Here is a 13123-nt window from a genome sequence, read left to right as displayed (position 1 = left end):
ACCCTGGCGGTGTGAAGGAGTTCCTCGTCTACACCGCCCTGCGTCTCGCCCTCTTCGTCGGATCGTTCGCGATCGTCTTCGGGGTGTGGGCCGCGCTGTCCGACCAGGTGAACGTCACGTGGGTCGTCGTGATCGCTTTCGTCGCCAGTGGGATCGGTTCCTACTTCCTCCTCAACCGCCAGCGCGAGGCCTTTGCCCGCCGCGTCGACGACCGGGCACGGGCGGCCTCGACCCGGCTCGCCGAGATGAAGGCCAAGGAGGACGCCGAGGACGCCCAGGACGAGGCGTCCGCCGACCGTCCCTGAGGAGCACCCCGCGAGGCTCAGTCCTTGCGACGGTTGAGCTGGCGGTTCACCCGCCCCTCGGACTGGCCGAGGATCCTGGCGAGGAGTGGCACGCGCATCTTGTAGGCGACGAACGCGGCGGCCACGAGCAGGACGAGGATCAGGAACCACATGTCCTCGACCCTACGTCGGGCCCCGCAGTGCCGCTCGGCTCAGCTGCGGAGGACGAGTGCGGCCGCGACGAGTGCGGCCCAGACCAGCTCGGCGAGGCCGGTCTGCTGCAGCACCGGGATCAGGTCGGGCCCGGTGGCGCCGTCCGTCACGGTGCGCACCGCGGGCAGCGCCACGGCGAGGAATGCCAGCGCGACCAGTGCCCACCAGGTCGTGGCGCCCGCGACCGCCACCACGGCGACCGCGGCGGCGAGGACGAGCAGCAGGTAGAGCGCGCGGGTGCGGCCGTCGCCGAGCCGTACGGCGAGCGTGCGCTTGCCCGCTGCGGTGTCGGTGGGGATGTCGCGCAGGTTGTTGACGACGAGGATCGCGCAGGCCAGCGCCCCGACGCCGATCCCGGCGTAGAGGGCCGGCCAGACCCAGGTCTCGGTCTGGACGTAGGTCGTGCCGATGACGGCGACCAGTCCGAAGAACACGAAGACCATGACCTCGCCCAGGCCGAGGTAGCCGTAGGGAGTGGACCCGCCGGTGTAGTACCAGGCGGCGACCACGGACACCGCGCCCACGGCGACCAGCCACCAGGCGGTGCTGGCGGCGAGGACCAGCCCGGCCACGCCCGCGACACCGAACGCGAGGAACGCGGCCCGCTTGACCGCGGCCGGGGTCGCGGCGCCCGAGCCGACTAGGCGCATCGGGCCGACCCGGTCGTCGTCGGTGCCGCGGATGCCGTCGGAGTAGTCATTGGCGTAGTTGACGGCCACCTGGAGCGCGAGGCTCACCACCAGGGCGAGGAGGGCCTTCCACCAGACGCCTTGCCACTCGTCCCACGCTCCGGCGTACGCCGCCACGCCGGTGCCGGCGAGGACGGGCGCGACCGCAGCGGGGAGGGTGCGCGGGCGCGCGCCGGCGAGCCAGTCAGCGGAGGTAGCCACGGGGAACGATTCTGCCTTGGGCGGGCGCGGGTCAGCGGCTCGGGTCGAGGTCGTGCTTCACGAGGAAGCGCTGGGCGGCACGGCTGGCCGGGTGGATGCCGATCGTGGCAGCGATGACGATGCCGGCGATCACCAGCCAGCCGTAGGAGCCCCAGCTGATCGCGAGGAACGTGTAGAGGGCGGGCGCCCAGACGTAGCCGAGCGTGCCGCCGAGGTTGCCGGCGCCCTGGTACTCGCCCCTCCGGTCAGGGTCGGAGAGCTCGGACTCGAAGGCCCAGCTGGCCGCCGAGAGGTAGAGCTCCGCACCGGTCACGGTGATGTGGCCCAGCCAGATCAGCGCGATCGTGAGCGCCCCGACGGTGTCGTGGGTGATCAGCGTGATGACGCACGAGGCGACGAAGAAGACCGAGCTGATGCGGGCGGCCTTCAGGGCCGTCGCCACGTCCTTGACGCCCCGGGACGCCGCCATCGGCAGGAAGATGCACATGACGGTGTTGGTGCCGAAGAGCAGCGCGAGCAGCACCCGCGGAGCATCGGTCTCCTCGACCAGCCACAGCGGGATGACGATCTGGAGCAGCACCTGGTTGGTGCTCAGGACGCCGGTGAAGAACGACGTGGCCAGGAACCCGCGGTTGCGCAGCGCGCCGGGCACCTCGCCGGGGGCGTCGCCCTCGAGCGCTCCCTCGACGGCCACCTCGAGCACGTTGGGGCGCTCACGGTGGGCCGCCTTTGGCAGGCGCGAGATCCAGAACGCGTTGACGGCGATGAGAGCAGCGGTCAGCCAGGGCAGCGCCCGGATCACGGTGTCGTTGTCGAAGGCGAGCGCGAAGCCGCCGAGGGCGGCGCCGAGGGTGAAACCGAGGTTGAGGGCGGAGTACATGTAGGCCTGCGACTGCACCCGCTCCAGGCGCGGCAGCACGTCGAGGATGTAGGCGCCCCTCCCGGCGCCGCCGGCACTGTTGACGACCTCGAGCACGATGCTCATGGCGAGGAAGGCGGCGAAGCCGTCGATGAAGGGCCAGACGGTGTACATCGCCGCGGTGCCCACGGCGCCCAGGCACCAGGTGTTCTGCGGTCCGATCCGGTCGGCCAGCTTGCCCGCGGGGACGGCGACGACGAACGACACGACCCCGGCCAGGGTGATGCCGAGCCCGACCTGGGCGGCCGAGAGCCCGACGATCTGGGTGAAGAAGACGGCGCTCGCCGTCATGAACGTGCCGTCGCCGATCGCGTAGAGCACCGACTGGACCGACAGCTTGCCGGCCAGGGGCGAGGGGGGCTTCAACGTCGCGATCACCGAGGACACGACCAGCATGGAATCACGCCGGACTAGCGTGGGCCACATGGTTAACGGCGAGGCCACGGTCTCCGCGCAGGTTGCGGCACAGGTCGCCGCTTTGGGGAGGTGGCTGGACGCGCCGGAGGAGCCCGCTCCCTGGGTCGTCGAGACCTCCGGGTCGACGGGGCGACCCAAGCGCGTGCAGCTCTCCCGCCGGGCGGTCCTGGCCTCCGTGCAGGCCACCGAGCGCCGCCTCGGGGGGCGTGGACGGTGGGTGCTGGCGCTGCCCCCGTCGTACGTCGCGGGGTTGCAGGTCATCTGCCGGTCGTTGGTGGCAGGTCACTGGCCCCTGCTGCTCGACGCGACGGCGCCGCGGTGGCCGCACGACGACACCTGGTTCACCTCGTTGGTGCCCACCCAGCTCCTGAGGGTGCTCGAGGACCCCGAGCAGGTGGCCGCGCTGCGCACCGCCCACACCGTGCTGCTCGGCGGCGGCCCGATGGATCCTGCGCTGCGCGCTCGTGCCGAGGCCGAGGGGCTGCGGGTCGTGGCGACCTACGGCATGGCGGAGACCGCCGGCGGTTGCGTCTACGACGGGATGCCGCTCGACGAGGTGGCGCTCGCCCTCGGTGACGGCGGACGGATCAGGATCGGCGGACCGACGGTGTTCGACGGCTACGAGGACGATCCCGTGCAGACCGCCGAGGTGCTGGTGGACGGCTGGTTCCTCACCTCCGACGCGGGCCGCATCGACCAGGACGGACGGCTCCGCGTGCTCGGTCGACTCGACGACATGGTGGTCAGCGGCGGCGTCAACGTCCCGGCGGCCGCGGTGGCCGCACGGCTGCGGTCGCACCCGGAGGTCGCTGCCGCGGAGGTGCTCGGCGTGCCCGACGAGGAGTGGGGCTCGAGGGTCGTGGCCTTCGTGGTCGGCCGCGTCTCCGTGGCGGACGTCCGCGACTTCGTGGCCGCCGTGCATCCGCGCTCGTGGGCCCCCCGACAGGTCGTCGCGCTCGACGCGCTGCCGCTGCTGCCCAATGGCAAGACCGACCGCCTCGCGCTGCGGGAGCTGGCCGGTGCTTGAGGTCTTCAGCATCCCGATGCGCACCCGCTTCCGCGGGATCACCGTCCGCGAGGGCGTGCTGGTGCGCGACCCGGAGGGGTCCGGGGCGTGGGGCGAGTGGAGCCCCTTCCTGGACTACGGCGCGGAGGTCGCGGAGCCGTGGCTGCGCTGCGCCGAGGAGGCCGCTGCCGGGGACTGGCCCGCGCCGGTGCGGCACCTGGTGCCGGTCAACGTGACCGTTCCCGCTGTCGGACCCGAGCAGGCCCACGCGATCGTGAAGGCCGGTGGATGCACGACGGCCAAGGTCAAGGTCGCGGAGCCGGGCCAGACGTTGGCCGACGACGAGGCCAGGTTGGAGGCGGTGCGCGACGCGCTCGGTCCCTCCGGTGCGGTGCGCATCGATGCCAACGGCGCCTGGTCGGTCGACGAGGCCGTCACAGCCATCGGGCTGCTGGACCGGGCGTCCGGCGGTCTCGAGTACGCCGAGCAGCCGGTCGCGAGCGTCGAGGACCTCGCACTCGTGAGACGGCGGGTCGGTGTCCTGATCGCCGCCGACGAGTCGATCCGGCGCGCTGCCGACCCTTACCGGGTGCGCGACCTCGAGGCCGCGGACATCGCCGTCCTCAAGGTGCAGCCGCTGGGCGGTGTGCGGGCCTGCCTGCGGATCGCCGAGGACATCGGGCTGCCGGTCGTGGTCTCGTCGGCCCTCGAGACCTCGGTCGGCATCGCCGCCGGCGTCGCCCTGGCGGCCGCGCTGCCCGCGCTGCCCTACGCCTGTGGGCTCGCGACCGTCCAGCTCTTCCACGGTGACGTCGTGGTCGACTCCTTGCTCCCGGTCGGTGGCAACTTGTCGGTGGGGGCGCCGCTGGTCGACGAAGGCCTGCTCGCGGGCCTCCGAGCCGAGCCGGAGCGCGTGGCCTGCTGGGAGGCCCGCCTCGCCGAGGTCCGTGCGCTGCGGCAGGATCGCCCGTCGTGAACCCCTCGACCCAGCTGGCGCGTGCCGTCGTCTCGGCCCTGGTCAGGGCGGGGGTCTGCGAAGTCGTGGTCTCGCCGGGCTCGCGCAACGCCCCACTGTCCTTCGCCGCCCTCGCCGCGGCGTCGGCGGGTGCCGTGCGGCTGCACACCCGCATCGACGAGCGCAGCGCCGGCTTCCTGGCCCTGGGCCTGACCCGCAGCCACGCCCGCGCCGCCGTCGTGTGCACGTCGGGCACCGCCGTCGCCAACCTGCACCCCGCGGTCCTCGAGGCCGCCCACGCCGGGGTGCCGATCGTCGTCGTCACCGCCGACCGACCCGGGCGCCTCCGCGGCACCGATGCCAACCAGACCACCGACCAGGTCGGCATCTTCGGCCGACTGGTCCCGACCCACGACCTGGCGGCTGGTGGCGCGCTGCCGGAGCTCGACGTCGACGGGCCGTTGCACCTCAACCTCCAGCTCGACGACCCGTTGCTGCCTGACGACGACCGCGCCGACGACGGCTGGGTGCCGGCCGCCGTGGCTCCGGCCGGGCGCCGGGCGCAGGGGGCCGAGGTCACGCCGGTTGAGCTGCCGCTCGGTCCGCGCACGGTCGTCGTGGCCGGTGACGACGCCGCCCAGGGCGCCCGTCGGGTCGCCGAGGCCGCGAGGTGGCCGTTGCTCGCCGAGCCCACGAGCGGCTCCCGCACCGGTGAGAACGCCCTGCGCTGCTACCGCCTGCTCCTGGACTCCGACCTGGGTCGCAGCATCGAACGTGTGGTCGTGCTAGGTCACCCGACGCTCTCGCGGCCGGTGACCCGGCTGCTGGGGAGAGCCGAGGTGGAAGTGGTCTCGGTGCGCTCGCGGGGGGTGTGGGCACAGCGGCCCTACGCGGTGGCGCTCGAGGTGGGCGGAGTCTCGGTGACGGGCGTGGACGACCCTGCCTGGCTGGCGCGCTGGCTCGAGGCGGATCGCGACGTCGCGCGAAGGCTCGACGCGCTGCTGGTCGCCGAGGCCGATCTCACGCCCTACGAGGTGGCGGGGGTGGTGAGCCGCGCCCTCGCCCCGGGAGACCAGCTCGTCGTCGGCGCCTCCAGCCCGATCCGCGACCTCGACCTGATGGTCCGGCCCTACCCGGTCGGCAGCCGGCGCAAGACCATCGCCAACCGCGGCCTCGCCGGCATCGACGGGACGATCTCCACCGCGATCGGAGCGGCGTTGGGCCGGGAGACGCCCGGCCGGACGATCGCGCTTATGGGCGACGTGACCTTCCTGCACGACAGCAACGGGCTGGTCCTCGGGCCCCACGAGCCGCGACCCGACCTCACGATCGTGGTCGTCAACGACGACGGCGGCTCGATCTTCACCATGCTCGAGCAGGGGGCGCCCGAGCATGCGGCCGGCTTCGAGCGCCTCTTCGGGACCCCCCACGGCGTGGACCTCGCCTCGCTCTGTGCCGCCACCCGCACGCCGCACTGGCGCGTCGAGAGCCTGCCCGAGCTCGAGCAGGCGCTCTCCTCGCCGAACGGCGGGATCGAGGTCGTCGAGGTGCGCGTGAGACGCGACAACCGGCGCGAGCTCGATGCCCGGATCCGCGCGCTCGGGGACTGAGGGCTCGGGGCTGAGCGGGGCCCACCTGAGCCGCCACCGCGGTCGATCGGGAATCAATCCGGCCCCGTCGGCGATGATGGCCGTGTGGAGATTGCCTTCTTCCTCGTCGCGCTGAGCGTCGGGGTCCTCGCCGTGACGGCGCTCGCGGAACGGATCGACGTGCCGCCACCCCTGCTGCTGATCGCGGTGGGCGTCGCGGCGTCGTACGCCCCGGGCATGCCGGAGGTGCACCTCGAGGCCGAGGTGGTGCTCCTGGGCCTGCTGCCGCCGCTGCTCTACGCGACCGCGATCCAGACGTCACTGGTCGACTTCAACGCCAACCGTCGCTCGATCCTGTTGCTCTCGGTCGGCCTGGTCGTCTTCACCACCGCCGGGATCGGGGCGCTCGTGCACGTCCTGATCCCCGGCATCGGCTGGCCGGCGGCGTTCGCGATCGGTGCCGTGGTCGCGCCGCCCGACGCCGTGGCCGCGACCGCCATCGCGCGTCGCATCGGGCTGCCGCGCAGGATCGTCACGATCCTGGAGGGCGAGTCGCTGCTCAACGACGCGACCGCGTTGGTGTCGCTGCGCACGGCCATCGCCGCGGGCGGGCTGGGCATCAGCACCATGGAGGTCGCCGAGGACTTCCTGGTCGCCGCCGGTGGCGGGGTGCTGGTCGGCTTCGGCCTCTTCGTGCTGGTGGCCAAGCTGCGCAAGCAGGTCACCGATCCGCTGATGGACACCGCGATCTCGCTCGTCGTGCCGTTCGCGGCCTACATCCTCGCCGAGGAGATCCACGCCTCCGGCGTCATCTCCGTCGTCATCGTGGGCCTCCTGCTCGGCCACCAGGCGCCTGTCCTCCAGACCGCGCAGTCGCGCATCGCCGAGCGGATGAACTGGCGGACGATCGCCTTCGTCCTGGAGAACACCGTCTTCCTGCTCATCGGTCTCCAGGCCAAGTGGCTCTTCGAGGACGTGGGGGAGAGCGAGCTCAGCACCGGTCGGATCGTCGCGGTCTGTGCGGCCACTCTCGCCGGCGTCATCGTGCTGCGGATGGTCTGGGTCTTCATGGCCCGCTACCTGCTGGTGCGCCCCGGACCGGACCGCGCCACCGGCCAGGTCCCGCCATGGCCCTACACCTTCATCCTCGGCTGGGCCGGCATGCGGGGAGTGGTCACGCTCGCGGCCGCGTTCATCATCGACGAGGACACCGAGCACCGCGAGGTGCTGCTGCTCATCGCCTTTACCGTCGTGGCCGGCACGCTCTTCATCCAGGGCCTGACCCTGCCGTGGCTGGCCCGGCGCTTCCGGGTGCCCTCGCCCGACCCGATGGACGACGCGCTGGCCCGCGCGACCCTGCTGCAGCAGGCGTCCAAGGCAGGGTTCGAGGCCGTCGAGAAGCTGGATTACGACGACCCGCACGGCATCGTCGACCTGGTCCGGCAGCGCATCGACCAGCGCAACTTCGCGGCCTGGGAGCGCCTCGGCACGACCGCGGAGGAGGAGACACCCAGCGAGCTCTACGCCCGCATCCGGTTGGCGATGCTCGCGGCCGAGCGGAGCCGGATCCTGGAGATCCGCTCGTCGGGCACCGTCGCCTCCGAGGTCGTTGCCGACGTGCTCGCGATGCTGGACATCGAGGAGTCGATGATCGACAACGCCATCCACGAGCGCGAGGACATCCGCGGCGTCAGCGTGCCGCGCGCTCCCGGCGACCAGTGCGACGAGCTGCTCGCCCACCCGGTCGCCGAGACCGTCCACGACGGCACCTGCGCCCGCTGCCTGGAGGACGGGACCCGGTGGGTGGCCCTGCGCCAGTGCCTCGAGTGCGGGCACGTCGGGTGCTGCGACTCCTCCCCGGGCCAGCACGCCACCGAGCACTTCCACGAGACCACCCACCCGGTCATGCAGTCCGGAGAGCCGGGCGAGGACTGGCGCTGGTGCTTCCTGCACCACCTCACCGCCTGAGGAGCTAGCGGCCGGCGAGCACGTGCTCCAGGGTGCGGGGCTCGTGCCCGGCCACCTGTCGTACGTCGTCGGAGAGGGCGGCCAGCGACCCGTCCGCGATCGCGGTGTAGGTGCTCACCCACGCGTCGAGCTGCCACTGCGCAGCGCCGTACTGCTCACGCCGCCAGGCGTAGGCCGCCTCCACGGACTCGTCCTCGAAGCGCATCTCCGTGCCGGTCGCTGGCCCCACCCGGGCGGCGACCTCGGTCAGGGTCAGGGCCTCCGGCCCGCAGAGGGTGTACGTCGCCCCGGCATGTGCGCCCGGATCGCGGAGGACGGCGGCGGCCACGTCGGCGACGTCCGCGCGGGCGACCGCGGCGACGGCGCCCGAGCCGGCGGGGCCGCGGATGACCCCGTCCTCGTCGGCGAAGAGGGGCAGCACGTCGAGGTAGAAGTTGTCGCGGAGCAGGGTGAACGCCATGCCCGACGCGCGGACCGCGGCCTCGGCGTCGTGGTGGTCGCGGCCGAGCGTGAACACGGCGTCGGGGGAGGCCCCGGCAAACGACGTGTAGACCACGTGGCCGACCCCTGCGTCGGCGGCGGCGCCGATGAACGTGTGGTGCTGCTCGCGCCGGACCTCGGACTCGGCCGCCGAGACCATGAAGAGCACCTCGACGCCCTCCAGCGCCGACCGGGCCGCCGGGGCGTCGTCGTAGGCGCAGGTACGCACCTCGCACCCCAGGTCAGGGGCCCGCGACGGGTCGCGCACGACGAGGCGCGGCGTGAGGTCCGCCAGCTGGCGCGCGACGAGGCCACCGAGCGCGCCGGTCGACCCCGTCACGGCCAGCCGGGTGCTCACGTGCCGGCCCTCAGCATGCGCACGTGGAGCCCCTCGTCGTGCTCGTCGCGGGTGCCGTCGAGACGGAAGCCCTGGCGCTCGTAGAACCGGATCGACCGCTCGTTGCCGGCCAGCACCCACAGGTAGGCGGCGCGGTCGCCGATGGCCTCGCTGAACAGCGCGTAGCCCAGACCGCTGCCCCACAGCCGGGCCCGCACGTAGAGCGCCCACAGCTCGAGCTCGGTGTCGACGTCGGCGTCGCGCCCCGGCCCGGAGGAGGCGAAGCCGACCAGCCCCTCGCCGTCCTCCGCCACGAGCGTGTCGTGGTTGTCGGTGAGGATCGTGCGCCACCGCTCGACGCGGTCCTCGACCTCGTCGTGGCGGTCGTCGAGGATCGACTGCGGCATCAGGCCGGTGTAGGCGTCGTCCCAGACGTCGAGGTGCAGGTGTGCCAGCGCCTCGGCGTCCGCCGGTGTCGCACGGCGTACGACGGGCGGGCTCGAGGTGGTCATGGCGCGAGTCTAGGTACGGGGGTCGGGGTGCGGGGGCTGGGTAGTGTGCCGGGCATGCGGATCACGAAGCTCGGGCATGCCTGCGTGCGCATCGAGCACGACGGCGCGGTCGTCGTCCTCGACCCCGGCGTCTTCACCGAGGCGGAGGCCGTGGACGGCGCGACCGCCGTGCTGATCACCCACGAGCACCCCGACCACTACCTGCCCGCCCACCTGCGCGCCTGCGACGCCCCGGTCTTCACCGTCGCCGCCGTCGCGGCCCGCATCCGCGAGGACGCGCCCGACCTGCTCGAGCGCGTCACGGTCGTCGGGCCCGAGGAACGCTTCGACGTCGGGGTGCCCGTTCGGGCCGTCGGCGAGCTCCACGCGGTCATCCATCCGGACTACCCGCGGTTCTCCAACAGCGGCTACGTGTTGAGCCTCGGCGACACCTCGGTCTACCACCCGGGCGACGCGCTGACCCTGCCCGGTCAGCCGGTCGACCTGCTCCTCGCACCGGTCTCCGCCCCCTGGCTCAAGATGTCCGAGGCAGTCGACTTCGTCCGCGCCGTCGGCGCCCCGCGCTCGCTCGGCATCCACGACCGTGTCTACTCCGAGGCGGGGCTCGCCATGGTCCAGACGCACATGGGCAACCTGCTGCCCGAGGTCCAGGAGTTCCTCCGGCTCGCGGACGGCGCCGACCTGTAGGTCGTCGACCGGGGGGTCAGACGGGGTCAGACCCCGCCCAACGCGTCACGCACCGGCACGAACTTCGCCTGGGCCTCCGCCAGCTCGGCCTCGGGGTCGGAGTCGGCGACGATGCCGCACCCGGCGAAGAGCCGGATGCCGTCCTCCTCGACAGAGGCCGCGCGCAGGGCGATGCCCCACTCGCCGTCGCCCCGGGCGTCCATCCAGCCGACCGGTCCGGCGTAGCGCCCGCGATCCATGCCCTCGATCTCGGTGATCAGCCGGGTCGCCACGTCGGTGGGGGTGCCGCCGACTGCGGCGGAGGGATGGAGGGCCTCGGCCAGCCGCAGCGAGGAGACGGTCGCGGCGTCGTGGACCACGCCGTTGACGTCGGTCGCGAGGTGCATGACGTTGGGCAGGTGCAGGACGAACGGCGCCTCGGGCACGTTCATCGACGAGCAGTGCGGCTCGAGGGCGTCGGCGACCGACCGGACGGCGTACTCGTGCTCCTCGAGGTCCTTCGACGAGCGCGCCAGCGTCGCGGCGAGCGCGAGGTCGCGCTCGTCGTCACCCGTGCGCCGGATGGTCCCGGCCAGCACCCGCGAGGTGACCAGGCCGCGCTCGCGGCGCAGCAGCATCTCGGGGGTCGCGCCGAACATGCCGTCGACGTGGAAGGTCCAGCACATCGGGTAGGACTCGGTGAGGCGGTGCATCGGCCAGCGCACGTCGATGGGCTCGCTGGCGCGAGCCAGGAGGTCGCGCGCGAGGACGACCTTCTCCAGGTCGCCGGCACTGATCCGGGCGACGGCGTCCGCCACCGCCGACATCCACTCCTCGCTGTTGAGGGCCCCGTCGGAGAAGCTGACGGTGACCGGCGCCCGTGGGGGTTCGGCGACCGCGATCCTGGGCGCCTCGGCGGGGAGCCCGGTCGTCGAGATCGTCGTCAGCCAGGCACGGTCGCCTCGCCGACCGACCACGACCGACGGCAGCACCAGGACCGAGTCGCCGGGCAGCTCGCCGAACGCGAAGGTGCCGAAGCAGACCGGACCGGTCCCGGGTTCACCGACCTCGTCGAGGACCTCGGCGCGGACGATCGTCTCGCTCCACCACTTGTCGGCGTCAGAGAAGCGGGTCGGCCCGCTGGTGCGCAGCACGGCGGCCTCACCCCAGCCGACCAGCCCCTCACCGCGACGCAACCACGCGACCGGGTGGTCGGGGGGGAGGAGCGACACCAGGGACGTCGCGGCGTCCAGGTCGATCGAGACGGTGCGCGCGACCAGCGAGGGGGTCGGCCCACCCGGGGTCGCAGCGTTCGTCACGCCACGAGCCTACCGAGCGCATTGGCCTGCCGAGCCGGACCGTGGGTAACGTCACCGCGTGACCGCGACCTCATCTCGTCCCTCGTCCTCCCCGTCCCCGGCCGTGCTGGGGGTCCTCGTCGGCCTCGTGCTCCTCGTCGCCGTGGTGGCCTTCGCCGTGCTGCTGCCGCGCGCGCACGGCAGCGTCGACACCGACCTGCCCAGGACCCTCCCGGGCGGACTGACCGCCACGGACGTCCTCGACGACTCCCAGGCAGACCCCGCGGCGGCCCAGGAGTTCGCTGACCAGCAGCGCGAACTCATGGCCTCCGCCGAGGACCGGCTGGAGGCCGTCTACGACGTCCCCGCCCACGCCCGCACCTACCAGGACCCCGAGCGCGGGGCACAGGTGACGGTGATGGTCGTCGAGCAGGCGGCCGGGCCGTTCGTGCCCGACGGCCCGCCGGTCGACCCCTCGCTGCTGGGCAACGCCCGCAACCAGACCGACCTCGTCGAGGTCGGCGACGGCACCTGCTCCCTGATCTGGCAGCAGCCCGTCCCGGCGGGCGAGCCGATCACGGAGCCGGACCCGCAGGCGGTCAAGTGCCAGGTGGGGGGCGAGGACAGCACCTACCAGCTGATCGGCGTCGGGATCACCGCCCAGGAAGCCGTCGAGCTCCTCGAGGGCCTCCTCGGCTGACGCCCACGACAGGCTCAGGAGCGGTAGACGATCACGACGTCGCCGACCTCGACCTGGTCGTAGAGCCAGGCGATCGCGTCGTAGTCGCGCACGTTGACGCAGCCGTGCGAGGCGCCGGCGTAGCCGACCGCGGCGAAGTCGGGGGAGTAGTGCACGGCCTGCCCGCCCGAGAAGAACATCGCGAACGGCATCGAGGTGTCGAAGAGGCTGGACACGTGGTCGCGGCTCTTCGACTGCACCGAGAACGTGCCCTCCCGGGTCGGGGTCGCCGAGCCGCCGAAGCGGGTGTCGGCGGTGCGCAGCACCTCGCCGTCGACGACCCAGCGCAGCGTGCTGCTGGTCTTGTCGACGCACAGCGCGCGCCCGGTCAGGCACCGCGGGTCCAGGGCTCCCGGCACGTTCCCACCGAGCTGGTTGGTCAGCTCTGCCTCGATCGGCTCGCTCGTCATCCCCAGCAACCGGTCGATGGTGCGCCGGTCGACCTCGCCGGTGACCGGGACCTCCCGCTTGGCCTGGAAACCGCGCACGGCCTCGGTGGTGAGGTCGCCGTAGAAGCCGGTCACGTCGGCGCCGAACCAGTCGATCTGGCGCAGCCGGGCCTGCAAGTCGCGCACCTCGTCGCTCTCGTCGCCGGGGGACAGCAGGGCCGGGCCCGGCTGGAGCTCGGGCTCGGGGGTCGGCTCCACCGGCTCGGTCGGCTCGGTCGGTCCGGTCGGCTCGGTCGGCTCCACGGGCACGATCGGTGCGGTTACAGCCGGGGTCGGCGCTGAGGAGTCCGACCAGCGGTGGGTGGCCCAGGCGACGCCGTACGCCGCTCCGGAGAGCAGGGCGGCGACGACCACGATCAGCGTGAGGCGGCGGACGAGTGACATGGCGTTTCCCTTGGTCT

At 72.9% G+C, this 13123-nt stretch carries 14 protein-coding genes; 7 read left to right on the top strand and 7 right to left on the bottom strand.

Annotated elements, in window-relative coordinates:
- Nucleotides 1-11: 11 nt before the first annotated feature.
- On the top strand, nt 12-305 hold the full coding sequence (locus BM204_RS11695) for a DUF4229 domain-containing protein (protein WP_091113597.1): 294 nt from the start codon (nt 12-14) through the stop codon (nt 303-305).
- Nucleotides 306-322: 17 nt separating this feature from the next.
- On the opposite strand, the gene BM204_RS23260 is transcribed toward BM204_RS11695, so the two are convergent.
- Genes BM204_RS23260 through BM204_RS11685 form a run of 3 tightly spaced genes read right to left on the bottom strand, consistent with a single transcriptional unit; the run spans nt 323 to nt 2702 of the window.
- Entirely contained in the window at nt 323-457 is a 135-nt protein-coding gene (locus BM204_RS23260) for a hypothetical protein (RefSeq protein ID WP_256215655.1), read from the bottom strand.
- A gap of 39 nt (nt 458-496) precedes the next feature.
- Nucleotides 497-1387, bottom strand: coding sequence for a 1,4-dihydroxy-2-naphthoate polyprenyltransferase (locus tag BM204_RS11690; protein ID WP_091113427.1), 891 nt, complete (start codon nt 1385-1387; stop codon nt 497-499).
- Between the two features lie 31 nt (nt 1388-1418).
- Complete coding sequence (locus BM204_RS11685) at nt 1419-2702, bottom strand: MFS transporter (RefSeq protein ID WP_246166261.1); 1284 nt, start codon at nt 2700-2702, stop codon at nt 1419-1421.
- A 28-nt stretch (nt 2703-2730) separates the two neighbouring features.
- Here BM204_RS11685 and BM204_RS11680 point away from each other — a divergent pair, with 28 nt between their 5' ends.
- The 4 genes from BM204_RS11680 (at nt 2731) to BM204_RS11665 (ending at nt 8241) form a co-directional block, all read left to right on the top strand.
- Nucleotides 2731-3750, top strand: coding sequence for an AMP-binding protein (locus BM204_RS11680; RefSeq protein WP_091113594.1), 1020 nt, complete (start codon nt 2731-2733; stop codon nt 3748-3750).
- Nucleotides 3704-4705, top strand: coding sequence for an o-succinylbenzoate synthase (locus tag BM204_RS11675; protein WP_091113424.1), 1002 nt, complete (start codon nt 3704-3706; stop codon nt 4703-4705). The genes BM204_RS11680 and BM204_RS11675 overlap by 47 nt, the downstream gene beginning before the upstream one ends.
- Complete coding sequence (gene menD, locus BM204_RS11670; protein WP_091113423.1) at nt 4702-6294, top strand: 2-succinyl-5-enolpyruvyl-6-hydroxy-3-cyclohexene-1-carboxylic-acid synthase; 1593 nt, start codon at nt 4702-4704, stop codon at nt 6292-6294. The genes BM204_RS11675 and menD overlap by 4 nt, the downstream gene beginning before the upstream one ends.
- An 84-nt stretch (nt 6295-6378) precedes the next feature.
- Complete coding sequence (locus tag BM204_RS11665; RefSeq protein ID WP_091113420.1) at nt 6379-8241, top strand: Na+/H+ antiporter; 1863 nt, start codon at nt 6379-6381, stop codon at nt 8239-8241.
- Nucleotides 8242-8245: 4 nt separating this feature from the next.
- On the opposite strand, the gene BM204_RS11660 is transcribed toward BM204_RS11665, so the two are convergent.
- Together BM204_RS11660 and BM204_RS11655 are read right to left on the bottom strand one after the other, a co-directional pair.
- Nucleotides 8246-9079 (bottom strand): NAD(P)H-binding protein, encoded by an 834-nt coding sequence (locus tag BM204_RS11660; protein ID WP_091113419.1) that lies wholly within the window; start codon nt 9077-9079, stop codon nt 8246-8248.
- Nucleotides 9076-9570: a GNAT family N-acetyltransferase gene (locus BM204_RS11655; RefSeq protein ID WP_091113416.1), complete on the bottom strand. Its 495-nt coding sequence runs from the start codon at nt 9568-9570 to the stop codon at nt 9076-9078. Before BM204_RS11655 ends, BM204_RS11660 begins: the two co-directional genes overlap by 4 nt.
- Before the next feature lie 54 nt (nt 9571-9624).
- Here BM204_RS11655 and BM204_RS11650 point away from each other — a divergent pair, with 54 nt between their 5' ends.
- Entirely contained in the window at nt 9625-10257 is a 633-nt protein-coding gene (locus tag BM204_RS11650) for an MBL fold metallo-hydrolase (protein ID WP_091113414.1), read from the top strand.
- A gap of 26 nt (nt 10258-10283) precedes the next feature.
- On the opposite strand, the gene BM204_RS11645 is transcribed toward BM204_RS11650, so the two are convergent.
- Nucleotides 10284-11555 (bottom strand): isochorismate synthase, encoded by a 1272-nt coding sequence (locus tag BM204_RS11645; RefSeq protein WP_091113411.1) that lies wholly within the window; start codon nt 11553-11555, stop codon nt 10284-10286.
- A gap of 58 nt (nt 11556-11613) precedes the next feature.
- Between BM204_RS11645 and BM204_RS11640 the strand changes: the two genes are divergently transcribed.
- Nucleotides 11614-12234, top strand: coding sequence for a hypothetical protein (locus BM204_RS11640; RefSeq protein ID WP_143099734.1), 621 nt, complete (start codon nt 11614-11616; stop codon nt 12232-12234).
- Between the two features lie 14 nt (nt 12235-12248).
- Here BM204_RS11640 and BM204_RS11635 read toward each other — a convergent pair whose 3' ends face one another.
- On the bottom strand, nt 12249-13106 hold the full coding sequence (locus BM204_RS11635; protein WP_091113407.1) for a L,D-transpeptidase family protein: 858 nt from the start codon (nt 13104-13106) through the stop codon (nt 12249-12251).
- Nucleotides 13107-13123: the final 17 nt, after the last annotated feature.

The sequence above is a fragment of the Nocardioides psychrotolerans genome, assembly GCF_900113685.1.
GTDB classification, from domain to species: Bacteria; Actinomycetota; Actinomycetes; order Propionibacteriales; family Nocardioidaceae; genus Nocardioides; species Nocardioides psychrotolerans.
This window is presented reverse-complemented; position numbering and strand designations above follow the sequence as displayed.

What these genes read in the sequence shown, in the direction of transcription:
- BM204_RS11685 (WP_246166261.1), bottom strand. Translation starts at nt 2,702, where the DNA reads ATGCTGGTCGTGTCCTCGGTGATCGCGACGTTGAAGCCCCCCTCGCCC.
- BM204_RS11680 (WP_091113594.1), top strand. Translation starts at nt 2,731, where the DNA reads ATGGTTAACGGCGAGGCCACGGTCTCCGCGCAGGTTGCGGCACAGGTC.
- BM204_RS11635 (WP_091113407.1), bottom strand. Translation starts at nt 13,106, where the DNA reads ATGTCACTCGTCCGCCGCCTCACGCTGATCGTGGTCGTCGCCGCCCTG.
- BM204_RS11675 (WP_091113424.1), top strand. Translation starts at nt 3,704, where the DNA reads ATGGCAAGACCGACCGCCTCGCGCTGCGGGAGCTGGCCGGTGCTTGAG.
- BM204_RS11655 (WP_091113416.1), bottom strand. Translation starts at nt 9,570, where the DNA reads ATGACCACCTCGAGCCCGCCCGTCGTACGCCGTGCGACACCGGCGGAC.
- BM204_RS11650 (WP_091113414.1), top strand. Translation starts at nt 9,625, where the DNA reads ATGCGGATCACGAAGCTCGGGCATGCCTGCGTGCGCATCGAGCACGAC.
- BM204_RS23260 (WP_256215655.1), bottom strand. Translation starts at nt 457, where the DNA reads ATGTGGTTCCTGATCCTCGTCCTGCTCGTGGCCGCCGCGTTCGTCGCC.